The 22,794-nt window shown below is 72.9% G+C and carries 17 protein-coding genes and 1 pseudogene; 4 read left to right on the top strand and 14 right to left on the bottom strand.

Going from position 1 to position 22,794, the window contains the following annotated elements:
• Positions 1 to 245 precede the first annotated feature (245 nt).
• From ACFV0O_RS08140 to rsmH, 13 genes are all read right to left on the bottom strand, one after another.
• The gene (locus ACFV0O_RS08140; RefSeq protein WP_380337978.1) at positions 246 to 1,034 is read right to left on the bottom strand and encodes a YggS family pyridoxal phosphate-dependent enzyme; all 789 of its coding nucleotides are present in this window, start codon (positions 1,032 to 1,034) and stop codon (positions 246 to 248) included.
• Positions 1,034 to 1,765 carry a peptidoglycan editing factor PgeF gene (gene pgeF, locus ACFV0O_RS08135; protein WP_380337976.1) on the bottom strand — a complete coding sequence of 244 codons (732 nt, stop codon included), beginning with the start codon at positions 1,763 to 1,765 and terminating at the stop codon, positions 1,034 to 1,036. The genes ACFV0O_RS08140 and pgeF overlap by 1 nt, the downstream gene beginning before the upstream one ends.
• On the bottom strand, positions 1,762 to 2,988 hold the full coding sequence (ftsZ, locus tag ACFV0O_RS08130; RefSeq protein ID WP_380337973.1) for a cell division protein FtsZ: 1,227 nt from the start codon (positions 2,986 to 2,988) through the stop codon (positions 1,762 to 1,764). The genes pgeF and ftsZ overlap by 4 nt, the downstream gene beginning before the upstream one ends.
• Before the next feature lie 363 nt (positions 2,989 to 3,351).
• Complete coding sequence (locus ACFV0O_RS08125) at positions 3,352 to 4,128, bottom strand: cell division protein FtsQ/DivIB (protein ID WP_380337970.1); 777 nt, start codon at positions 4,126 to 4,128, stop codon at positions 3,352 to 3,354.
• A complete protein-coding gene (gene murG / locus ACFV0O_RS08120) occupies positions 4,121 to 5,227 on the bottom strand; it encodes an undecaprenyldiphospho-muramoylpentapeptide beta-N-acetylglucosaminyltransferase (RefSeq protein ID WP_360256936.1) in 1,107 nt (368 codons plus the stop codon). The genes ACFV0O_RS08125 and murG overlap by 8 nt, the downstream gene beginning before the upstream one ends.
• Positions 5,228 to 5,233: 6 nt before the next feature.
• Positions 5,234 to 6,541 carry a putative lipid II flippase FtsW gene (gene ftsW, locus ACFV0O_RS08115; protein WP_360256939.1) on the bottom strand — a complete coding sequence of 436 codons (1,308 nt, stop codon included), beginning with the start codon at positions 6,539 to 6,541 and terminating at the stop codon, positions 5,234 to 5,236.
• A gap of 123 nt (positions 6,542 to 6,664) precedes the next feature.
• Positions 6,665 to 8,113, bottom strand: coding sequence for a UDP-N-acetylmuramoyl-L-alanine--D-glutamate ligase (murD, locus tag ACFV0O_RS08110; RefSeq protein WP_380337965.1), 1,449 nt, complete (start codon positions 8,111 to 8,113; stop codon positions 6,665 to 6,667).
• Positions 8,110 to 9,171: a phospho-N-acetylmuramoyl-pentapeptide-transferase gene (gene mraY / locus ACFV0O_RS08105; RefSeq protein ID WP_380338288.1), complete on the bottom strand. Its 1,062-nt coding sequence runs from the start codon at positions 9,169 to 9,171 to the stop codon at positions 8,110 to 8,112. The genes murD and mraY overlap by 4 nt, the downstream gene beginning before the upstream one ends.
• Positions 9,171 to 10,574, bottom strand: a complete 1,404-nt coding sequence (murF, locus tag ACFV0O_RS08100; RefSeq protein ID WP_380337962.1) for a UDP-N-acetylmuramoyl-tripeptide--D-alanyl-D-alanine ligase — start codon at positions 10,572 to 10,574, stop codon at positions 9,171 to 9,173. The genes mraY and murF overlap by 1 nt, the downstream gene beginning before the upstream one ends.
• Entirely contained in the window at positions 10,571 to 12,223 is a 1,653-nt protein-coding gene (locus ACFV0O_RS08095) for a UDP-N-acetylmuramoyl-L-alanyl-D-glutamate--2,6-diaminopimelate ligase (protein WP_380337959.1), read from the bottom strand. Before ACFV0O_RS08095 ends, murF begins: the two co-directional genes overlap by 4 nt.
• 6 nt (positions 12,224 to 12,229) lie before the next feature.
• Entirely contained in the window at positions 12,230 to 14,482 is a 2,253-nt protein-coding gene (locus ACFV0O_RS08090; protein WP_380337956.1) for a penicillin-binding transpeptidase domain-containing protein, read from the bottom strand.
• Positions 14,479 to 14,964, bottom strand: a complete 486-nt coding sequence (locus ACFV0O_RS08085; RefSeq protein WP_380337953.1) for a hypothetical protein — start codon at positions 14,962 to 14,964, stop codon at positions 14,479 to 14,481. The genes ACFV0O_RS08090 and ACFV0O_RS08085 overlap by 4 nt, the downstream gene beginning before the upstream one ends.
• Positions 14,965 to 15,120: 156 nt before the next feature.
• A complete protein-coding gene (rsmH, locus tag ACFV0O_RS08080; RefSeq protein ID WP_360256955.1) occupies positions 15,121 to 16,095 on the bottom strand; it encodes a 16S rRNA (cytosine(1402)-N(4))-methyltransferase RsmH in 975 nt (324 codons plus the stop codon).
• A 538-nt stretch (positions 16,096 to 16,633) separates the two neighbouring features.
• Between rsmH and ACFV0O_RS08075 the strand changes: the two genes are divergently transcribed.
• The 4 genes from ACFV0O_RS08075 (at position 16,634) to ACFV0O_RS08060 (ending at position 22,281) form a co-directional block, all read left to right on the top strand.
• On the top strand, positions 16,634 to 17,176 hold the full coding sequence (locus tag ACFV0O_RS08075; RefSeq protein ID WP_380337949.1) for a beta-class carbonic anhydrase: 543 nt from the start codon (positions 16,634 to 16,636) through the stop codon (positions 17,174 to 17,176).
• Positions 17,177 to 17,556: 380 nt separating this feature from the next.
• The gene (locus tag ACFV0O_RS08070) at positions 17,557 to 18,501 is read left to right on the top strand and encodes an AAA family ATPase (protein ID WP_380338286.1); all 945 of its coding nucleotides are present in this window, start codon (positions 17,557 to 17,559) and stop codon (positions 18,499 to 18,501) included.
• 1 nt (position 18,502) lies between these two features.
• Entirely contained in the window at positions 18,503 to 19,825 is a 1,323-nt protein-coding gene (locus tag ACFV0O_RS08065; protein WP_380337946.1) for a DUF58 domain-containing protein, read from the top strand.
• The gene (locus tag ACFV0O_RS08060; protein ID WP_380337943.1) at positions 19,822 to 22,281 is read left to right on the top strand and encodes a DUF3488 and DUF4129 domain-containing transglutaminase family protein; all 2,460 of its coding nucleotides are present in this window, start codon (positions 19,822 to 19,824) and stop codon (positions 22,279 to 22,281) included. The genes ACFV0O_RS08065 and ACFV0O_RS08060 overlap by 4 nt, the downstream gene beginning before the upstream one ends.
• Before the next feature lie 42 nt (positions 22,282 to 22,323).
• Here the strand turns inward: ACFV0O_RS08060 and ACFV0O_RS08055 are convergent.
• A pseudogene (locus ACFV0O_RS08055) lies at positions 22,324 to 22,704 on the bottom strand (DUF3040 domain-containing protein); the annotation flags it as partial.
• Positions 22,705 to 22,794 lie beyond the last annotated feature (90 nt).

Below are 22,794 nucleotides of genomic sequence, written 5' to 3'. Positions count from 1 at the left end.
CCTTCCGATGGTCGCTCGCTTCGCTCACTCCGTGGGGCCGGCTCCGACTCCCGGCGGCCCGGGCCGTACGGCCCTGCCTGCGGATTCCGCGGTCCATCCACGACGGCGCGTCAGGCCGACGGCCTGTCAGGGTTCGTGGAGTGGGGGCCGCGGAGCTGCGATCCACGGTTGGCTAGCGCTCCGGGGAGGGAGCTGCTAGATTCTGTCCTATTTTGTCCTGCAGTCTGATCTACTACCCGGTGACGTTACCTGAGGGGTGACCTCACTCCGAGTACCGCCGTTCCGACGCGCACATGTGTCGCCCCGGCGGCAATCGCCTGCTCAAGGTCACCGCTCATCCCTGCGGAGACCATGGTGGCAGCCGGATGGGCCGTCCGTACGGCGGTTGCGATTTCCGCCAGCCGATCGAAGGCACGGGCCGGATCCGAGGCCAGCGGACCGGCCAGCGGAGCGACGGTCATCACACCGTCCAGCCGCAGTCCGGGCGTGTCGGCGATCGCGTCGGCCAGTTGCGCGATGTCCTCCGGCGCGACCCCGGCCCGGTGCGCACCCTCCCCGTGCTCCTTGTCGAGCGCCACCTGCACCAGGCAACCGAGGTCGGGGCGCTCCGACTTGAGGACCGCCGCGGAGAGCGACTCGACCAGCCGCAGCCGGTCCACCGAGTGCACGTGGTTCGCGTACCCGACGACCGAGCGGACCTTGTTGGTCTGGAGCTGTCCGACGAAGTGCCAGTCAAGAGGAAGGTTTCTGCACTGTTCCGCCTTGGGTGCGGCGTCCTGGTCACGGTTCTCCGCGACGTCCGTCACACCCAGCCCGGCCAGCAGCGCGGTGTCCTCGGCGGGGTAGGTCTTGGTGACGACGATCAGGGTGACCTCGTCCCGCGCCCTCCCGGCGGCCGCGCCGGCGGCCGCGATCCGGCGCTCCACCACCTCCAGGCTGGTCCCGAGCTCCTCGTACCGACCCCGCTGCCCCTCGGTCAGCCCCGCCAGGAACTCGGGTCCGCCCGGGAACGGTCCGTAGATGTCGTTCGTCATCAGTGATCAGAGCCCAACCAGACGTAACTCGCGAGCCGGCCCGTGCGCTGCTCGCGACGATAGGAGTAGTGATCGGCGGATTCGAGGGTGCAGACCGGTGAGCGCACCGGTTCGCTGACCCCCATCGCGGCCAGCTGGGCCGCGACCCCCGTCGGCACGTCCAGGGCCGGGGTCCCCCAGGAGGTCTCGGCGAAGGCCTCCGGCACCGCGGCGGCGACCTCGGCACGCAGCCCCGCCGGCACCTCGTAGCAGCCGCCGCAGACCGCGGGGCCGATGGCGGCGGCGATCCGCGCCGGCTCGGCCCCCAGTTCGATCATCGCCCGGACCACCGCGGGGACCACTCCGGCCGCCAGTCCGGGCCGGCCCGCGTGGGCCGCGCCCACGACGCCCGCCACCGGATCGGCCAGCAGCACCGGCGTGCAGTCCGCGGTCAGCACCGCCAGGGCGAGCGGGCGGTCGGTGACCACCGCGTCCACGGCCGGGGCCTCCCCCGGCGGCTGGCGCTCCGTCACCACGGCGACCTCGGCGCCGTGCACCTGGTTCATCCACACCACGTCGGCCGGTTCGAGCCCCAGCTCCCGGGCGGCCCGCACCCGGTTCTCCCGGACGGCCTCCGGGTCGTCCCCCACGGCGCCGCCGAGGTTGAGCTCCCCGTACGGCGAAGTGCTCACCCCGCCCCACCGGTCGGTGAAGGCGAAGTGAGCACCCGCGTGTACGGCGTGATCGATCACTTAAGGAAATCCGGGACGTCGAGCTCCTCCGCCGGGCTCTCCACGTACGGCTGACGGGCCGGCTGCACCTGCGGCGGCACCGGGGCGGCGGTCGTGGTGGCGGGGGTCTCGGCCGACCGGGTCGACGCGGCCGGGGTCTCCTCCGAGCGGGACGTCACCGAGCCGATGCTCCCGTACGACGGCCGGCTCGCCGGGCGCTCCGGGGCGGCCGGCGGCGTGGCCGGGCGGTCCGGGGCGGTGGACTTGACCACCGGGTCGCGGACGATCGCCGGCGGCTGCCCGCCGTCGAAGCCGGCCGCGATGACGGTGACCCGGACCTCGTCGCCGAGCGCGTCGTCGATGACCGCACCGAAGATGATGTTGGCCTCGGGGTGCGCGGCCTCGCTGACCAGCTGGGCCGACTCGTTGATCTCGAACAGGCCGAGGTCGGAGCCGCCGGAGATGGACAGCAGCACGCCGCGGGCGCCGTCGATCGAGGCCTCCAGCAGCGGCGAGGAGATCGCCATCACCGCAGCGGCCTTGGCGCGGTCCTCGCCGCGGGCCGAGCCGATGCCCATGAGCGCCGAACCGGCCTCCGACATGACGGACTTGACGTCCGCGAAGTCGAGGTTGATCAGACCCGGGGTGGTGATCAGGTCGGTGATGCCCTGGACGCCGGAGAGCAGGACCTGGTCGGCCGAGCGGAACGCGTCGAGCACGCTGACCTGGCGGTCCGAGATGGACAGCAGCCGGTCGTTGGGGATCACGATGAGGGTGTCGACCTCTTCGCGCAGGCTCGCGATGCCGTCCTCGGCCTGGTTGGCCCGGCGCCGGCCCTCGAAGGTGAAGGGGCGGGTGACCACGCCGATGGTCAGGGCGCCCAGCGAGCGCGCGATGTTGGCGACGACGGGCGCGCCGCCCGTGCCCGTGCCACCGCCTTCGCCGGCGGTCACGAAGACCATGTCGGCCCCCTTGAGGACCTCCTCGATCTCCTCGCGGTGGTCCTCGGCCGCCTTGCGGCCGACCTCGGGGTTGGCGCCGGCGCCGAGGCCCCGGGTGAGTTCACGGCCCACATCGAGCTTGACGTCGGCGTCGCTCATGAGGAGGGCCTGCGCATCGGTGTTGATCGCGATGAACTCGACGCCCTTGAGACCGACCTCGATCATCCGGTTGATGGCGTTGACACCACCGCCGCCGATACCGACGACCTTGATGACTGCGAGGTAGTTCTGCGGTGCTGCCACGTCGAAGGCCTCTCGCCTCGAATTTCCGGGTCGGCCCGGCCCGGCGAGGGTCCGTTCCGACGGATGTCGATGGGTAGGGAGCCTGGTTTCTGACTGAATGTCCGAAATGCCGACCGCCGACCCCAACCCTAAACTTGACCTTTAGGGTTAGTCCTGTGTCTCCGTCACATCACCAACTGACACAGTCTGGTGACACAGGACACTAGGTCGCCCCGGGCACGTGTTTCAACGAACACGCCGAGCTTCCCTTTTTCTTTTGAGCCTATGTGATCATCAGCCGGCTTAGGAAACCGGGGTGACCACCAAGGGTCGGGCCGACACTTCGAGGCGTCAACCCCTCCCTCAGGCACAGAACCTACCGGATCATCCGGACACCGCCGGCGCCTCCGGCGCCGTCACGTCGAAGTTCGTGCCCTTCTGATTCATCAGTGCCACCAGCACCCGGGCTTTTCGGTCAATTTGCTCCGGACTCCCCCAGCGCACCGTCGCACCCCCGCTGAGCTGCAGCTCGATGTCGTCGTACGAGTGCACCAGCACCGCCCCGGCCCGCTTGGCGACCTCCGGCGGCAGCCCGGCGGCCACCGCCACCGCGCCCCGGACCAATTGCGGGCGGGAGATCACCCCGTCCACGTCATTCGCCTGCTGACTGAGCCGCAGCTCCACCACCGGCACGCCCTCCGGCGGGGCCGCCTCGGTGGCGAAGCTCACGCCGGCGGCATCCACCTGGGTGAACCGGCCGTCCTCCCCCTTGACGGCGGCCACCGCCGTGCGCTGCACGACCTTGACCTGCAGCGTGTGCGGCCAGCCCCGCCACACCTCGGCCCTGGCCACCCGGGGGATCGCCTCCACCCGGTGCCTGACGTCGTCCAGGTCCACCCGGGCCAGCGGGCCGTCACCGAGCCCGCCGATCGCGCCGCGGACCTGGACCGCCGTCAGTCTGTCGTCGGTCGTGCCCTGGACGGCGACGCTGCGCACGTCCAGCACCGACGAGTAGAACACCAGCCAGGCCAGCCCGCCCAGCACCGCGGCACCGAGCACGCTCAGCACCACGACGCCCCGCCGGGAGAGCCGGAGGCGAGGAGCTGACTCCTCGTCCTCCAGCTCCGCCTCGAGCGGGTCGGCGGGCCGGCCGTCAGCCACGGCGGCGACCGCCGCGGTGGGCCTGGATCGCCTCGTAGACCATGCCGACCAGCAGGTCGTCGGCGTCGCGGCGGCCGAACTCGGCCGCGGCCCGGCTCATGTCCCACAGTCGCTGCGGGTCGGTGAGCACCGGCAGCACGTTCTGCAGCACCCAGTCCGGGGTCAGCTCGGCGTCGTCCACCAGCACGCCGCCGCCGGCCTTGACCATCGGCTGGGCGTTCAGCCGCTGCTCGCCGTTGCCGATCGGCAGCGGGACGAAGGCGGCGGGCAGGCCGACGGCTGCCAGCTCGGCCACCGTCATGGCACCGGCCCGGCAGAGCATCATGTCGGCCGCCGCGTAGGCGAGGTCCATCCGGTCCAGGTACGGCACCGGGCGGTACGGCGGCATCCCGGGGACGTCCGCGACCTGCGGCAGCTCGTTCTTCGGGCCGACCGCGTGCAGGATCTGCACGCCGTACTGCTGCAGCCGCGGGGCGATCGCGGTGACCACCTCGTTGAGCCGGCGGGCACCCTGGGAGCCGCCGGAGACCAGCAGGGTGGGCAGCCGCTGGTCGAGGCCGAAGTAGTGCCGGGCCTCCGGGCGGGCCGCGTTGCGGTCCAGGGTGGCGATGGTCCGGCGCAGCGGGATGCCGATGTACCGGGAGTCGCGCAGCTTGCTGTCGGGCGTGGAGACCGCCACGAAGTCGCTGTAGCGGGCACCGATCTTGTTGGCCAGGCCCGGACGGGCGTTCGCCTCGTGCACCACGATCGGCACACCGGCCCGCTTGGCGGCCAGGTAGGCGGGCATCGCGACGTAGCCGCCGAAGCCGACCACGGCGTCCGCGTTGACCCGCTCGATGATCTCCTGGGCGGCCCTGACGGTCCCGCGCAGCCGGCCGGGGACGGTGATCAGCTCCGGGGTGGGCTTGCGGGGCAGCGGGACGGCCGGGATGAGCTCCAGCTGGTAGCCGCGCTCGGGTACCAGCCGGGTCTCCAGACCGCGCTCGGTGCCCAGGGCGGTGATCCCGATGGACGGGTCGTGCCTGCGGAGGGCGTCCGCGAGGGCCATGGCCGGCTCGATGTGACCGGCGGTCCCCCCGCCGGCGAGTACGACATGCACCGAAATTCACCGCTCCCTGCGTGCCGGCCCGGGGGCCGGGCGCGCTGTGGTTCGTCGTCGTGGCAGCACCCGGGCCAGTCGCTTCCTGATCCGGGAGTTCTTGTTCCGGGCGGCCAGGGCCGCCTTCGCGCCGGAGGTGCTCCGTGCCAGGCACAGCAGCACACCGATCGCGGACATGGCCGACAGCATGGCGGAACCGCCGTAGGAGAACAGCGGGAGCGGGACACCCGCAATGGGCAGCAGTCCCAGCGCCGACCCCAGGTTGATCATGGCCTGCGCCATGATCCAGGTGGTGGCGGCTCCCGCGGCGTACCTGACGAAGGGATCCTTCGTGCCGATGGCCACACGGATACCCGCGTAGCCTAGTGCCGCGAAGAGGCCGATCACCGACAGCGTCCCCACCAGCCCCAGTTCCTCACCGGTCGCGGCGAAGATGAAGTCGGTGTGCGCCTCGGGCAACTGGCCCCATTTCTCCACGCCGGCGCCGAGGCCGGTGCCGAAGCCGCCGCCGTTCGCGAACGCGAAGACGCCGTGCAGGGCCTGGAAGCAGGCGCCCTCGGGGTCGAGCTTGGTGACGCCGATGCAGCCCAGGCGCTCCGCCCGGTGCGGGACGGTGACGACCAGGGCGGTGCAGACGACCACGGCCACCCCGACGGTGGCCACGAACAGCCGCAGCGGCGCTCCGACCATCCACAGCAGGGCGAACACCATCGCCACCAGGATCATCGAGGTGCCCATGTCGCCGCCGAACATGATCAGCGCGAGCAGCAGCAGGGCCCCCGGCACCAGGGGCACCAGCAGGTGCTTCCACGAGTTCAGCGTGCCGGCCTTCTGCTTGCGGGCGAGCAGGTCGGCGCCCCAGAGCACCAGTGCGAGCTTGGCGAACTCGGACGGCTGGAACTGGAAGAAGCCGAAATCCAGCCAGTTCTGGTTGCCGTTGATCCGCACCCCGATGCCGGGCACGGCGACCAGTGTGAGCGCGCCGATCACCCCGAACATCACCGGGTAGACGATCACCCGCAGCACCGCCACCGGGACGGAGGCGAAGCCGATCAGCAGGACGAGGCCGAGGATGGCCGCGATCAACTGCTTGAGGAAGTAGTACTGGGCCGAGTGGTGCTGGTTCAGGGCGAGAATCTGCGAGGCCGAGAAGACCATCATCAGACCGAGCACGACCAGCAGCAGGGTGCTGCCGACCACCAGCAGGTACGGCGTGAGCGGCCGGTCCAGCCAGTACCGCACCCGGGCCCGGAGGGCCTGGACGCGGGCCAGCGGACCGGCCGACTTGTACTTGGTCGTGGTGGCGGAGATCACTCGCCACGGCTCGGCGGCGTCCTGCTTGCCAACGCCGGAATCCGCCCTGCCCTGCCCCGCCACCGCTCCCCGCTCACTCTCTCCGTACGACGCGCACGACGCGCGGCGCCGTCACGCCGCCCGCTACTCGTTCGCCAGCCCCCGGACGGCCGCCGCGAACATGTCGCCGCGCTCGCCGTAGTTGGTGAACATGTCCATCGAGGCGCAGGCCGGCGCCAGCAGCACCGTGTCACCCGATCGGGCGAGCGACGCGGCCGTGCGGACGACCTCGGCCATCGCCACCGCGCCAGTCTGGCCCTCGGCCGCCTCGATCACCGGCACATCCGGAGCGTGTCGCTCCAGCGCCTCCCGGATCAGCGCCCGGTCCTGGCCGATCAGCACCACAGCGCGCAGCCGCTCGGCCGCGCCCTGTACCAGGTCGTCGAAGGCCGCGCCCTTGGCGAGGCCCCCGGCGATCCAGACGATCGGGCGGTAGGCGGCCAGCGAGGCGGCCGCGGCGTGGGTGTTGGTGGCCTTGGAGTCGTCGATGTACGTGACCTCGCGGACCACGCCGACCTCGGCGATCCGGTGGGCGTCCGGGCGGAAGGCCCGCAGGCCCTCGCGGACGGCCTTCGGCTCGACGCCGTACGCCCGGGCCAGCGCCGCCGCGGCGAGCGCGTTGGCGATGTTGTGCGGGGCCGGCGGGTTGACGTCCTCGACGGAGCCCAGCTCCGCCGCGTTCTTGGTCCGGTCCTCGATGAAGGCCCGGTCCACCAGCAGCCCGTCCACCACGCCGAAGTTCGACGGGCTCGGCGCGCCGAGGCCGAAACCGATCGCCCGGCAGCCCTCCTCGACGTCGGCCTCGCGGACCAGCGCCTCGGTGGCCGGGTCGGCCAGGTTGTACACGCAGGCGACGACGTTGCCCTCGTAGATCCGGCCCTTGTCGGCGGCGTACGCCTCCATCGAGCCGTGCCAGTCGAGGTGGTCGGGCGCCAGGTTGAGTACGGCCGCCGAGTACGGGCGCAGCGAGGGCGCCCAGTGCAGCTGGTAGCTGGAGAGCTCGACGGCGAGCACGTCGTACGGCTCCTCGGCGAGCACCGCGTCCAGCACCGAGACCCCGACGTTGCCGACGGCGGCGGTGCGCTTGCCGGCGGCGGCGAGGATCGAGGCGAGCATCTGGACGGTGGTGGTCTTGCCGTTGGTGCCGGTGACGGCCAGCCAGGGGGCGGGCTCGCCGGTGCCCGGCAGCGGCTTGCGCAGCCGCCAGGCGAGTTCGACGTCGCCCCAGACCGGCACCCCGGCCGCCTCGGCGGCGGCGAACAGCGCGCTGTCCGGCGCCCAGCCGGGCGAGGTGACGATCAGCTCGGTGCCCTCGGGCAGGCTCGCGCCGTCGCCGAGGCGCACGGTGACGCCCTGTGCCTCCAGCTCGGCGGCCCGGGCGACCAGGCCGGGCCCGCTGCCGCCGTCCACGACGGTGACGCGGGCGCCGAGGCCGTGCAGGACGCGCGCGGCGCTGATGCCGGAGACGCCGAGTCCGGCGACGACGACGGGCAGGTCGGAGAACTGCGGATTGGTCAGCTGGGGGTTCGTCATCCGGTCCGGTATCCCGCGTAGAAGAGGCCGAGGCCGACGGCCACGCAGAGGCCCTGGATGATCCAGAAGCGGACCACGACCAGGACTTCGCTCCAGCCCTTGAGTTCGAAGTGGTGCTGCAGTGGTGCCATCTTGAAGACGCGCTTGCCGGTCATCCGGAAGGAGCCGACCTGGATGATCACCGACAGGGTGATGATCATGAACAGGCCGCCGAGCAGGATGAGCAGCAGCTCGGTGCGGGAGCAGATCGCCAGACCGGCCAGGGCGCCGCCGAGGGCGAGCGAGCCGGTGTCACCCATGAAGATCTTGGCGGGCGAGGTGTTCCACCACAGGAAGCCGAAGCAGGAGCCCATCAGGGCGGCCGCGACCACCGCGAGGTCCAGCGGATCGCGGACGTCGTAGCAGGCGTTGGTGGCGGACAGGAAGTAGGCGCAGCTCTGGCCGTACTCCCAGACGCCGATGAAGGTGTAGGCGCCGAAGGCCATCACCGAGGCACCGGTGGCGAGGCCATCCAGACCGTCCGTCAGGTTCACGCCGTTGGAGGTCGCCGCGATCATGAAGTACGCGAAGATGACGAACAGCACCGGGCCGATCGACCACTTGAAGTCGCGCACGAAGGACAGCGACTGCGAGGCCGGGCTGAGCCCCCGGTCGTCGTGGAACTGCAGGGCCAGGACCGCGAAGACGAGTCCGACGATGGACTGACCGGCCAGCTTCGCCTTGGCCCGCAGGCCCAGCGAGCGGCGCTTGACGACCTTGATGTAGTCGTCCAGGAAGCCGACCAGGCCGAGGCCCGCGGTCAGGAAGAGCACCAGCAGCCCGGAGGCGGTCGGGGGCTCGCCCGTTATCGCCTTGGTGCCGAAGTACGCGATCAGGGTCGCCAGGATGAAGGCGATGCCGCCCATGGTGGGCGTGCCCTTCTTGCTGTGGTGCGCCTTGGGCCCGTCATCGCGGATGTACTGGCCGTAGCCCTGCCGGGCGAGCAGCTTGATCAGGGCGGGCGTGCCGAGCAGCGAGAGGATCAGGCCGATCATCCCGGAGATGAGGATCTGCTTCATCATCGGGCAGCACCGTCCGCAAGGAGGGCCTCGGCCACCTTCTCCAGCCCCACCGAACGGGACGCCTTCACCAGGACCACATCCCCCGGCCGCAGCTGACTGCGCAGCAGATCGACCGCCGCGTCCGCGTCGGACACCAGCACCGACTCCTCACCCCACGAACCTTCGTTCCTCGCGCCGAGTTCCATGCAGGCCGCCTCGCGTCCGCCGACCGCCACCAGCTTGGTGACGTCGAGCCGGACGGCGAGCCGCCCGATGGCGTCGTGCTCGGCCAGGCTCTCCTCGCCGAGCTCCCGCATCTCGCCGAGCACCGCCCAGGTACGGCGGCGCTCCGGGCCGCGCCCCCCCATCGAGACCAGCGCCCGCAGCGCGGCCCGCATCGAGTCGGGGTTCGCGTTGTAGGCGTCGTTGACGACGGTGACACCATCGGCCCGGTCGACGACCTCCATGCGCCAGCGGGACAGCGCACCCGCCTCGCCCAGGGCTGCGGCGGTGTCGTCGACGGACATCCCGAGCTCCACCGCCACCGCGGCGGCGGCGAGGGCGTTCGAGACGTGGTGCTCACCGTACAGGCGCAGCTGCACGGGCGCGGAACCGGCCGGGGTGGTGAGCGTGAAGGACGGCCGTCCGGTGGCGTCCAGGCGAACATCCGTCGCCCGGACGTGGGCGTCCGGGGACTCCCCGAACAGGACCACCTTCGCCTTGGTGCGGGAGGCCATGGCGCGCACCAGCCGGTCGTCCGCGTTGAGGATCGCGGCCCCGTCCGCGGGCAGCGCCTCGACCAGCTCGCCCTTGGCCTCGGCGATCGCCTCCTTGGAGCCGAACTCGCCGACGTGGGCGGTGCCCACGTTCAGCACCACGCCGACCCGGGGCGGGGTGATCGAGGTGAGGTACTCGATGTCGCCCTTGTGCCGGGCGCCCATCTCCATCACCAGGTGCCGGGTGCCGGCCTCGACCCGCAGCGCGGTCATCGGGTGGCCGATCTCGTTGTTGAGCGAGCCGGGCGGGTAGACGGTCTCGCCGTGGCGCTGGAGCAGCTGGGCGATCAGGTCCTTGGTGCTGGTCTTGCCGGCCGAGCCGGTCAGCGCGACCACGGCGGTGCCCTCGGCGCGGGCGACCACCGTGCGGGCCAGCCTGCCGAGCGCCTCCACCACACTGTCGACCAGGACGGCGGGCACGCCGACCGGGCGGGAGGCCAGCACCGCGACGGCGCCGGCCGCGACCGCCGTGGTCGCGTAGTCGTGGCCGTCCACGTGCTCACCGACGAAGGCAGCGAACAGGCCGCCGGGGCTCACCTTCCGCGAGTCGACCTCGACCGGGCCGGTGACCAGGACGTCCGGGTCCGCGCCGTCCAGGGTGCCTCCGACTGCGGCGGCCACCTCGGCGAGGGTCAGTGCGATCACTGCTGCTCTACTCCTCGGTCGCCCCGCACGACCGTGGTCCGCGCGATGGACTCGCGCAGCACCTCCCGGTCGTCGAAGGGGCGGATCTCGTCTCGTACGTACTGGCCGAGCTCGTGGCCCTTGCCGGCCACCAGCACGGTGTCCCCCGCGCGGGCGCGGGCAACCGCGAGCTGGATCGCCTCGGCCCGGTCGGGAACGACCAGGACGGCCCCGCGTTCGGCCTCGGGCACCGCGGCGGCGCCGGTCAGCATAGTGGCGAGGATCGCCAGCGGGTCCTCGCTGCGCGGGTTGTCGCTGGTCAGCAGGGCGGTGTCGGCGAGGCGGGCGGCGATGTCGCCCATCGGGCCGCGCTTGTGCGGGTCGCGGTCGCCACCGCAGCCGACGACGACGTGCAGCCGGCCCTTGGTGACCTCGCGCAGCGAAGCGAGGACGGCCCGCAGGGCGTCCGGCTTGTGCGCGTAGTCCACGACAGCCACGAAGGGCTGCCCGGCGTCCACCCGCTCCAGCCGGCCGGGCACGCCGGGGACGGCGGCGACGCCGGCCACGGCCTGCTCCAGCGGCAGTCCGGCGGCGACCAGCAGGGTGATCGCGGCGAGCGCGTTGGCGACGTTGAACGGGCCGGGCAGCGGCACCGCCGCGTCGGCCTCGGCGCCGTCCGGGCCGAGCACCCGGAAGGTCGATCCGACCGGGCCGAGCCGGACGTCCACGGCCCGCCAGTCGGCCTCCGGGGCTCCGGTGGCGGAGAAGGTCGTCACCGGGATCCCGGCCTCGCCGGCGAGCCGGCGACCGTACTCGTCGTCCAGGTTGACCACGCCGTGGCGGGACTTTCCGGGCTGGAAGAGCCGGGCCTTCGCCTGGAAGTAGTCCTCCATGTCCGGGTGGAAGTCGAGGTGCTCGGGCGTGAGGTTGTTGAACAGCGCGACGTCGTACGCGACGCCGTCGGTGCGGCCGAAGACCAGGGCGTGGCTGGAGACCTCCATCGTCACCGCGTCGGCGCCGCGCTCGGCCATCACGCCGAGGATCGCGTGCAGGTCGGTGGCCTCGGGGGTGGTGCGCTCGCTCTTGATCCGCTCGTCGCCGACCCGCATCTCGACGGTGCCGATGACGCCGGGGGTCCGCCCCGCGCCGCGCAGGCCGCCCTCGACCAGGTACGAGGTGGTGGTCTTGCCGTTGGTACCGGTCAGCCCGATCATCAGCAGCCGCTCGGAGGGGCGGCCGTAGACGATCGCGGCGAGCTCGCCCATGACGGCCCGCGGCCGCTCCACGACGAGCAGCGGCAGGCCGGTGCCGGCCGCCAGCTCGGCGCCGGCCCGGTCGGTGAGCACGGCCACCGCGCCGGACTCGGCGGCCTTGGCCGTGAAGGCCGCGCCGTGGTGGTTGGCGCCCGGGAAGGCCACGTACACGTCGCCGGGGCGGACCGCGCGGGAGTCGTGGGTGACGCCGGTGACGGCACCTCCCTCGACGGGCGGGAGACCCAGGCGGGCGGCCAGCTCGGCGAGCGGCAGAGCGGCGGTCCCGGTCGGGCGGGGCGGACTCACGGTGGTTTGATCGGGTTTCGGCACGGCGGGAAGGCTATCCGTCGAAGGGTGTCCAGGGCCAAACCGGCCCCGCGCCGCGCCGTCGTCCAGCCCGGCCCGCTCGTCGTTCATCCTCGCTCACGGCTTCCACTCGACGGGCAGGTTGGGTGCCTGGCTGCCGCTCGGCGGGACCTGCAGGGTCTTCAGGGTGAACTCCATCACCTGCTTGAACACCGGTCCGCACAGCTGGCCGCCGAAGTGGCCGTTGACCGGGCCCTGGAGGGTACAGGAGACGGTGACCCGGGGGGCGTCGGCGGGGGCGAAGCCGATGAAGGAGGCGGTGTAGCCGTCGTAGCCGACGCCGTTGGCGGCCCCCCTGTCGGCGGTGCCGGTCTTGCCCGCGACCCGGTAGCCGGGGATGGCCGCCTTGCCGCCGGTGCCCTGCTCGTCGTCGACGACCGACTCCAGCATCGAGGTGAGGGTCTTGGCCGTCTCCGGGCCGACCACCCGGGTCTGCTCCCCCGGCGGCGTCGCGGTGTACTTGCCGTCCGGGCCGGTGACGCCCTGGACGATGCTGGGCGCGACCCGCACCCCGCCGTTGGCGATGGTCGAGTAGACCGAGGTGGCCTGCAGCGCGTTCATCTGCAGCGGTCCCTGGCCGAACGAGATGTTGTACTTCTCCGACGCGACCAGGTCCTCCGGCTTCTTGAGCATCCCGGGGGTCTCCCCGGGGAAGTTCAGGCCGGTCGGCTGGGCGACGCCGAACTTGCGCATGTAGCCGTCCAGCACCTTGTTGGCCTGGAGCTGGTCGCCGCCTCCGAGGGTCTCGATCGCCTCGATGGTGCCGATGTTGGAGGACTTGGCCAGCACCCCGGCCAGGGTCAGGTACCACGGGTCGTGGTTGACGTCGTCCTTGAACTGCTGGCCGGCCCGGACCAGCCGGTTGGGCACGGTGACCTTGGTGTCCCAGGTGGCCTTGCCGGAGTCCAGGACGGCGGCCAGGCTCATCAGCTTGGCGGTGCTGCCCGGCTCGTACGCGTCGACCAGGGCGGGGTTGCCCAGCTGGGCCTGCTTGGACAGGCTCAGGTCGTTCGGGTTGAACCCGGGCGCGGTGGCCATCGCGAGGACCTGGCCGGTCTTCACGTCCTGGACCACCACGTAGCCCTTCTCCGCGCCGGAGTTGGCCACCTGGTCGGTGATCGCCCGCTGGGCGGCCCACTGGATGTCCCGGTTGATCGTCAGCTTCACGTCGCTGCCCGGCACGGCCGGCTCCATCGAGCCGCCGGCGGTGGGCACCAGCCGCCCGCCCGCCTGGGCGTAGCTGCTGTGGCCGTCCTTGCCGGTCAGCTGCTGCTGGTACTGCAGCTCCAGGCCGCCGGCGCCCGCGCCCTCGCCGTTGACGAAGCCGACCAGGTTGGCGGCCAGTCCGTCGGCGGGGTACACGCGCTTCTGGGTCTCCCGGTTGAACACCCCGGCGAGCGGGTTGGCGCACTCGTTGTCCACCCGGGTGCGCCCGCCCTGGTCGGCGGGCTTGCCGAGCAGCTTCTTCTGGACCTGGCAGGCGCGCGAGCCGGCCTGCTTCTCCAGGCTCGACTTGAGGTCGCTGATCTGGTTCTTGGCGGCCGGGGTCTGCTGGGCGGCGAGGCGCTTGTAGCGGGTCTTGGGGGTGTGCAGGTCGGCGGCGATCTTCTCCTTGGGCACGCCGAGGATCGGCGACAGCAGCGCGGCCGCCTGCTCCGGCGCGTCCGGGATGCCGGTCGCCTCCGGGGTGAACATCGCCGGGTCGGCGGTGATGTCGTACGCGTCGACGGTGGCGGCCAGCGCCACCCCGTCGGCGGACGTTATCGAGCCGCGCTCGGCGGTGATCGGGATGTTCAGGTAGCGGTTGGTGTTGGCGTCGGCGGCCAGCGCGTCCGAGTCGACCAGCTGGAGCTGGATCAGGCGGCCCGCGAAGACCGAGAACACCAGCGACATCACGATGGTGATCACCCGCAGCCGGCGCTTCGGCTCGGCCAGCTTGAGCGCCTTGGGGCGCTGCGGCAGCCGGCTCTTCGGGCGCGGCCGCACCGCCGCCTGACTGCGGGCCGGCGGACGGCTCTCGGGGCGGCGCTGCTGCGGGGTGCGCGGGGTCGTACGGGACGTGCCGGCCTTGCCGGGCTGTGCCTTCGCGGGCTGTACCTTCGCGGGCTGCGCCTTCGCGGACTGACCGCGGACGGGCTGGCCCTTCGTCGGCTGTGCCTTCGCCGACTGGCCCTTCGCAGGCTGTCCCTTGGCCGACGGCGGACGGCCGGCGGCGGACTGCCCGCGGGGCGCGGCGCCCCTGGGTACCGGACGGCGACCGTTGCCGGAGCCCGAGCCGGAGCCCCCGGTGGGCTGACGAGGCGTGGTCATCGAGCGGCACCCCCGCTCGGCCGCGCGGGCGTGGCCGGGTTGAGCTGGATCACCGAGTCGCCGGCCGAGGCGGCCGTCGTCGGAGCGGCGGGCGTGGTCGGCGCGGCCGACGGAGCCGGTGGCTGGGCCGCCGGCGGCTGGGTGCCGTTCGGCTGGGGCTTCGTCGGCCACGGTTCGGCCGTCGAGTGCTTGACCGGCGGGCTGTCCTGCGCCGGACCGGGCGTGCCGACCACCTTGCCTCCGTTCGGGACGTCCAGGAAGGCCATTCCGGCAGCCGGGACCATGCCCAGCTCGGCGGCCCGCCTGGCCAGTGCGTCCGGGGCCGAGCTCTGGTCGATCTGGTGCTGCAGGCTCTGCTGCTCGTCGGTCGCCACGGTGGTCTGCTTCTGCAGCCGGGACAGCTCGAAGGAGCCCTCGTTGAGCGCGGTGTTCAGGGCCAGCAGCCCCAGCAGGCCCGCCGCCAGCAACACCACGACGAGCACCGCGAACGGCGTGCGCCCCCGGACCGGGCGCTTCCCCGGCCGGACCGTGATGCGTGCCCTGCCCTGCCCGGGGAGTCCTCCCCGCCCCGCCCGGACCTCACCGGCCACCGGCCCCACCGCTTTCCTCCGCCCTTCGGACCCCGCCGGACCGCTTCGTCAGCCCCGCTTGCTTCGGTCCCTGATCCTCTCCGCCACCCGCAGCCGCACGGGCGCGGCGCGCCGGTTCTCCTCGATCTCCTCCTCGGTGGCCAGCTCGGCACCGCGGGTGATCAGTTTGAGCCAGGGCTGGTGCTCCTCCGGGATGAACGGCAGCCCGGGCGGGGCGGTGTTGGTCGCCCCGGCGGCGAGGTACTGCTTCACCAGGCGGTCCTCCAGCGACTGGTAGGACATCACCACGATCCGGCCGCCGATCGTCAGGGCCTCCAGCGCCCCCGGGATCGCCCGGTCCAGGACCTCCAGCTCGCCGTTGACCTCGATCCGCAGCGCCTGGAACGTGCGCTTGGCCGGGTTCCCGCCGGTGCGGCGGGTCGCCGCCGGAATGGCGTTGCGCACCAGATCGACCAGACGCGCGCTGTTGCTGAACGGTTCCTTCGCCCGCTCCCGCACGATCACCGAGGCGATCTTCCCGGCGAACCGTTCCTCGCCGTAGAACTTCAGGATCCGGGCCAGCTCGCCGTGACTGTAGGTGTTCAGCACCTCCGCCGCGCTGATCCCCCGGGTCTGGTCCATCCGCATGTCCAGCGGCGCGTCCTGCGCGTACGCGAAGCCGCGGTCCGCCTCGTCCAGCTGCATCGAGGAGACGCCGAGGTCGAACAGGACGCCGTCCACGCGGTCGATGCCCAGGCGCTCCAGCACCTCGGGGATCTCGTCGTACACGGCGTGCACCAGGGTCGCCCGGTCACCGAAGGGGGCCAGCCGCTCGCCGGACAGCTTCAGCGCCTGCGGGTCGCGGTCCACCGCGACGAGCCGGACCTCGGGGAACTGGGTGAGCAGCGCCTCGCTGTGCCCGCCGAGGCCGAGGGTGGCGTCCACCACCACGGCGCCGGGCCGTGAGATCGCCGGCGCCAGGGCGTCCATGCACCGCTGCAGCATCACCGGAACGTGCTTGGGGCCCGGTTCGTTGGTGGTCATGCGCGGTAGCGCCCTTCCTCGGTGCGGAGCAGCCCGACGTCCGGGAGCTGCGACCATTCTCGCCCACCGTCCCCCGGCACGACGAAGCGGCCCGTGGTCCCCGCCCGCTCAAGGGGAAGATCGTGACCGCCCGGCGCCGGGGAAGGTGCGCCAGGTGGGCACGGAGCGGGTGGAGGCCACGGGCCGCATCGACCGGCCGCACCGGCCGGGAAAGCCCGGTTGACGGGCTCCGACGGGTGTGCTCCACTGCGCCGCAAACTCTATCGCGCAGGCCCTTCCAGTCAATGGTCCGCTCCGGCGCACCACCCGGGCGGCCGTACGGATCACCGCAGGTCGCGGCCGTTGGGGTGGCCCTACGGCGTCCCGATCCGGGGGCCCTCGGAAACCGTCGCGCGCCCCCGCCCCACGACCGCGTACGACCCATCCGGGACCGACCCGGACGGCCCCCTCCCGTTGTGGCGATGCGCTCGATCACGGCCGCCGGTTCTGTAGCTCTCCACCCCACCGCGGACACCGGATCGGCACTAACGTCGCCGGCATGACAGTGACTCCCGACCGGCCCACGCCGAACGCCGCTGCCGACCCTGCCCGACCCACCATCATCGACCGCTTCGTCTCGGCCAACCGCGAGTACGCGGTGACCTTCCGGGACGGCGGCATGGACGCCCGCCCGGTGCAGAAGATCGCCGTGGTGGCCTGCATGGACGCCCGCCTCGACCTGTTCGCGGCGCTCGGCCTCGAACTGGGCGACGCGCACGTCATCCGCAACGCCGGCGGCGTCGTCACCGACGACACCATCCGCTCCCTGACCATCAGCCAGCGCGCCCTCGGTACCCGTTCGATCGCGCTCATCCACCACACCGGCTGCGGTCTGCTCGGGCTCACCGAGGACTTCCGCCGCGAGCTGGAGCTGGAGGTCGGCCAGCGCCCGCAGTGGGCGGTGGAGTCCTTCGTCGACCTGGACGGCGACGTCCGCCAGTCCATGCAGCGCGTCCGCACCTCGCCCTTCCTCCTGCACACCGACGACGTCCGGGGCTTCGTCTTCGACGTCCACACCGGCCTGCTGCGCGAGATCGGCTAGGGCCGCCCCGTCCGGCCGGCACCCCGAACCGCCCGCGCCTCGTCCCGAGCGACGGCGTTCGGGCATTCGGGGTCGGCCGAATGGTGACTTCTGGCCACCGCGCGGGGGAGAATGCGCCTGCCGGTCGGACCCCGAACCACCTGGGGCGGCCGGGCCGCAGGCCGCCTCCCCGACGCCGGATCCACCATCGGAACCGACCCCGGGACGGCCGCGTCAAGCATGGGGTGGGGTCCGGCCTCTGGACGGGGCGGGCACAGGGTGCCAGGGAGCGTAAACGGGTGACGAGCTACAACGATCAGGCCGGTCTCGGTGGTCCTGCGGGGGGCGAGCAGAGGGCGAACGGGTACCAGCAGGTCGGGCTCCCCGAGCTCGCCGCGGTCGTGGACCGGATCCGCGCCAACGTCGAGAGCGTGATCGAGGGCAAGCCGGAGGCCATCCGCATCGCCCTGACCGTCCTCCTCGCCGAGGGCCACCTGCTCCTGGAGGACGTGCCCGGCGTCGGCAAGACCATGCTGGCCAAGGCGCTCGCCCGCTCCGTCGACTGCACCGTGCGCCGCATCCAGTTCACGCCCGACCTGCTGCCCTCGGACGTCACCGGCACCAACATCTACGACCAGCAGCAGCACGACTTCGAGTTCCGCCCGGGCGCGATCTTCGCCCAGATCGTGGTCGGCGACGAGATCAACCGCGCCTCTCCCAAGACCCAGTCCGCGCTGCTGGAGTCCATGGAGGAGCGCCAGGTCACCATCGACGGCACCAGCTACGAGCTGCCCTCGCCGTTCATGGTCGTGGCCACCCAGAACCCGGTCGAGATGGAGGGCACCTACCCCCTCCCGGAGGCCCAGCGCGACCGCTTCATGGCCCGGATCTCGATCGGCTACCCCAGCCCCGAGGCCGAGCTCGCGATGCTGGACGTGCACGCCGGCGCCAGCCCACTGGAGGACCTCCAGCCCGTCGCGCACGCCGCCGACATCCTCAAGCTGATCGACCTGGTCCGCACCGTGCACATCGCCGACCCGGTCCGCCGCTACGCCGTCGACCTGGTCGGCGCCACCCGCACCAGCCACGAGCTGCGCCTGGGTGCCTCGCCGCGCGCCACCCTGCACCTGGTCCGGGCCGCCCGCGCCGCCGCCGCGCTGGACGGGCGCGACTACGTCACCCCGGACGACGTGCAGCGCCTCGCCGTGCCGGTCCTGGCGCACCGGCTGATGCCGACCGCCGAGACCCAGCTCAGCCGCCGCACCTCGGAGCAGATCGTGACCGACCTGGTCGCCCGGCTGCCGCTGCCGCGCCCGCAGGGCGGCCCGGCCGTCCGGAGGGGCTGAGGTGGCCCAGTCCGACTCGGCGTCGGGGCTGCGGGCCGGGTTCCGCGGCCTCACCACCCGGGGCCGGTCCTTCCTCGCGGCCGGGGTCACCGCGGTGGTCTGCGCCTACCTGCTCGACCAGGACGCCCTGCTGCGCGTCGGCGTGCTGCTCGCCGCGCTCCCGCTGGTCGCCGTGGTCGTGGTCGCCAACACCCGCTACCGGGTGGCCAGCGGCCGCCGGCTCAGCCCGAGCCGGGCCGTCGCCGGCCAGGAGGCGAGGGTCCACCTGCGGCTCGACAACGTCTCCCGGGTGCCCACCGGCCTGCTGCTCCTGGAGGACAAGGTCCCGTACGTGCTCGGGCCGCGCCCGCGCTTCGTGCTGGACCGGGTCGAGCCGCGCGGCCACCGCGAGGTGTCCTACCGGGTCCGTTCCGACCTGCGCGGCCGCTACCCGCTCGGGCCGCTGCAGCTGCGGCTGTCCGACCCGTTCGGGATGTGCGAGGTGACCCGCGCCTTCACCGCCTCCGACGTCCTCACCGTCGTCCCCCTGGTCCAGGCCCTGCCGGCGGTCCGCCTCAGCGGCGAGTGGCTCGGCCAGGGCGAGAGCCACAGCCGCACCCTCGCGCTGGCCGGCGACGACGACGTGATCCTGCGCGAGTACCGGCCCGGCGACGACCTGCGCCGGGTGCACTGGCGTTCCACCGCCAGGTACGGCGAACTGATGGTGCGCCGCGAGGAGCAGCCGCAGCGGGCCCGGGCCACCGTCCTGCTGGACACCCGGGAGATCGGTCACCGGGGCAGCGGCCCCGCCTCGTCCTTCGAATGGTCGGTCAGCTGCGCCGCCTCGGTCGCCGCGCACCTGCTGGAGCGCGGCTACCAGACCCGGCTGCTCACCGACACCGGTCTCGCGGTCCCCGGTCCCGGCGCGGGCGGCCACAACCACGCCGCCGACACCTCCGGGCTGATCCTGGACGCCCTCGCGATCGCCGACCTGTCCGACGGCGGCACGCTCTCCCGCGCCGAGGAGCCGCTGCGCACCGGTGGCGAGGGCCTGCTGGTCGCCGTCCTCGGCGAACTGGACGACACCCAGACCGCCCGGCTGGGCCGGCTGCGCAGCCGCACCGGCGGGGCGATCGCCTTCCTGCTGGACACCGGCACCTGGGCCGGCCTGCGGATGCTCGCCCCGGACACCGGCGGCGACGAGTTCCGGGCCCGGGTCCGGAAGCTGCGCGGAGCCGGCTGGACGGTCATCCCGGTGCGCGCCGGCGACTCCGTACCGGACCTGTGGCGGGCCGCCGAAGGCGCCAGGACGACCGCCCCCAACCGAGAAGAGGCCGGCGCGTGACCACCCGGGCCAAACTGACCGTCTACGCGGCGCTGGCCACCGCCCTCGCCTCGCTCTGCATGCTCCCGCTGCTCACCACGCGCAGCTGGCTGACCCACGCCGTCCTGGTGATCGCCGTCCTCGCCGCGGTCGGCGTCGGCCTGCGCCGCTCCCCGCTGTACCGCTGGACGGTGCCGGTCGCGCAGCTGCTGGTGCTGTTCCTGCTGATGCTGGTCGGCTTCGCCGGTGCCGGCGGGGTGCTCGGCGGCCTGGTGCCCGGGCCGTCCTCGATGCGGGTCCTGGACCAGGTCTTCTCCTCGGGCCTGGACGACATCCAGCAGTACGCGATCCCGGCGCCGCCCACCGCCGGCCTGCGGCTGATCCTGGTCTCCGCGGTCGGCCTGATCGCCGTCGCGGTGGACACCATCGCGGTGACCTACCGGCGCTCGGCCCTCGCCGGGCTGCCGCTGCTGGCGCTGTACTCGATCGGCAACGGCCTGGCCGGGGACCACGGCAGCTGGTTCTGGTTCGCGGTCGCCGCGGCCGGCTACCTGCTGCTGCTCTTCGCCGAGGGCCAGGACCGGGTCTCCCGCTGGGGCCGGGTCTTCCGTGGCAGCGCCCGCGGCACCGTGGGCTCCGGCACGGTCAGCCCGGGCGGCCGACAGGTCGGCGTCCTGGCGCTGGCCGTGGCGATACTGCTCCCCGTCGTCCTGCCGCACTGGAGCTCCGGGTTGCTGGACCCCGCCTCGGGCGGAACCGCCGGCAAGGGCGTCGGCGGGAGCGTGGCGACCAGCCTCGACCCGATGGTCAGCCTGGAGGCCGCGATCACCAGGCCCACCGACGCCGAGCTGCTCAGCTACACCCTGGACAGCGAGCAGGCCGACCAGATCTACCTGCGGACCGGCTCGCTGGACCAGTTCGACGGCACCAACTGGCGGCTCAGCAGCACCGCGGTCACCGACCTCCCGGAGTCGCTGCCCAACCCCGAAGGCCTGCGCAACGCCAACGTCCCCCGGATCGAGGGCGACTTCACGGTCAGCGACGGGCTGGCGAAGAGCTGGCTGCCGATGCCCTACCCGGCCGCCTCCGTCCAGGTCCCCAACCGCGGCGACTGGAAGCTCGACCCGCTGACCCGCACCGTCGTCCCGGCCAACGACAAGGCGATCCGCGGCCTGCACTACCACGTCAGCGCGCTGGACCTGCGGCCCACCGCCACCGAGCTGCGCCTGGCGCCCCCCGGGCCGCAGGACATCCGGGACCGCTACACCACCGTCCCGTCCGACCTGCCCGGCGTGGTCTCCGACCAGGCCCGGCAGATCACCAGCGGCGCGAAGAACGACTACGACCGGGCGATGGCCCTGGTGAACTGGTTCACCGGGCCGGACTTCACGTACGACACCACGGTCGCCGCCGGCACCGGCAGCAACGCCATCGCGGTGTTCCTGCGCGACCGCCGGGGCTTCTGCGTGCACTTCGCCTCCACCATGGCGGCGATGGCCCGGTCGCTGAAGATCCCGGCCCGGGTCGCCGTCGGCTTCACCCCCGGCAACAACAAGGGCGGCAACGTCTACACGGTGAGCGGCCGGATGTACCACGCCTGGCCGGAGCTGTACTTCGCGGGCTACGGCTGGATGCGCTTCGAGCCGACCCCAAGCCGCGGCGTCCCGACCCGCTACAGCGAGGCGTCCAACGCCCCGACCACGGCGCCGACCCAGCACCCGACCGCCGCGCCGCAGACCGCCTCGGCCGCCCCGATGCCGTCCTCCGGCTCGGACTGCGACGCCAAGCAGCGCCAGCTGGGCGACTGCGGGCCCAAGGGCAAGGCCGCCGCGCACGCCGCCGAGGAGTCCTGGCTGCTGTCCGGTCAGGTGCTCGGCACCCTCGCCGCGGTGCTGGCACTGATCGCACTGCTGCTCTCCCCGATGCTCTGGCGCACGGCCCTGCGCCGTCGCAGGCTCGGCGGCGGCGGGCGCCGCCGGCCCGGCGGAACGGGGCCCGGGGAGCTGACCGACGCCCAGGTGCTGGCCGCCTGGGACGAGCTGGTCGACTCCGCCTGGGACCTCGGAATTCCCCCGGACGAGTCACGCACCCCGCGTGCGGCCGCGCGCCGGATCACCGAGACCGCGGAGCTGGACGCGGACTCGGCGGCCGCCACCGGCCGACTGGCGCTGGCCACCGAGCGGGTGCTGTACGCCCCGCCCGGCCAGGGCACCGCGGCACCGCTGGCCGCCGACGTCCGCACCGCCCGGCGCGGCCTGCGGGCGAGCGCCGGCCGGGCCGAGCGGACCAGGGCGCTGCTGCTGCCGCCGTCCTCGGCGCAGCTGTGGTGGCGGATCTCCGACGCGGTGCGGGCGGCCCGGACGGCCGTCGGTACCCGGGCGGCCCGGGCGAACGAGGCGGCCTCCGGCCCGCTCCGGCGGGTCCTCACCCGGCGGCCGAAGCCGGACGCCCCCGAGTCGGACACCACGCAGTCGTGAGCTCCGGCCCCGGACACCGGTCCGGGGCCGGACACGGAAGACGCCGGTCTGCTCGTCCCGGCGACGCTGCCAGCGCTGCTCGACCCGGTCCATCATCCCGGCCTTGCGGCGCGGGGCGGCGGCCTGGCGCGGCCCGGAGCCCTGGCTCGCGGGCCCGCGACGCCAGCCGGTCACGGCGAACACCGCGCAGCCGAGCATCACCAGGAAGCCCACGACGCTGACCCAGATCTGGTTCGGAACGACCATGCCACCCATCAAGAGGCCGATCCCCACCACGAATCCGGCGATGGCCAGGTAGACCCGCCGACGGGTGTAGGTGCGCAGCCCGGTTCCCTCGAGCGCCGACGCGAATTTGGGATCTTCGGCATACAGCGCTCGCTCCATCTGGTCGAGCAGTTGCTGCTCGTGCTCCGAGAGCGGCACGGAGTCCTCCTACTCGTCGGTCGCGGGTGCGACCGGTCCGCCCACCCCGGTCGGGGAGGCAAGTCCAATCAGCCTTGGGGCACACGGTCG

The organism is Kitasatospora sp. NPDC059577 (genome assembly GCF_042735475.1).
In the GTDB taxonomy this organism is placed as follows: domain Bacteria; phylum Actinomycetota; class Actinomycetes; order Streptomycetales; family Streptomycetaceae; genus Kitasatospora.
The sequence above is the reverse complement of the archived record's forward strand: the minus strand, read 5'-3'. Positions and strand labels throughout refer to the sequence as shown.

Coding starts and splice junctions, on each gene's coding strand:
- rsmH (WP_360256955.1), bottom strand. CDS start 16,095: ATGACCACCAACGAACCGGGCCCCAAGCACGTTCCGGTGATGCTGCAG.
- ACFV0O_RS08140 (WP_380337978.1), bottom strand. CDS start 1,034: ATGACGAACGACATCTACGGACCGTTCCCGGGCGGACCCGAGTTCCTG.
- ACFV0O_RS08075 (WP_380337949.1), top strand. CDS start 16,634: ATGACAGTGACTCCCGACCGGCCCACGCCGAACGCCGCTGCCGACCCT.
- ACFV0O_RS08090 (WP_380337956.1), bottom strand. CDS start 14,482: ATGACCACGCCTCGTCAGCCCACCGGGGGCTCCGGCTCGGGCTCCGGC.
- mraY (WP_380338288.1), bottom strand. CDS start 9,171: ATGAAGCAGATCCTCATCTCCGGGATGATCGGCCTGATCCTCTCGCTG.
- murD (WP_380337965.1), bottom strand. CDS start 8,113: ATGACGAACCCCCAGCTGACCAATCCGCAGTTCTCCGACCTGCCCGTC.
- ACFV0O_RS08095 (WP_380337959.1), bottom strand. CDS start 12,223: ATGAACGACGAGCGGGCCGGGCTGGACGACGGCGCGGCGCGGGGCCGG.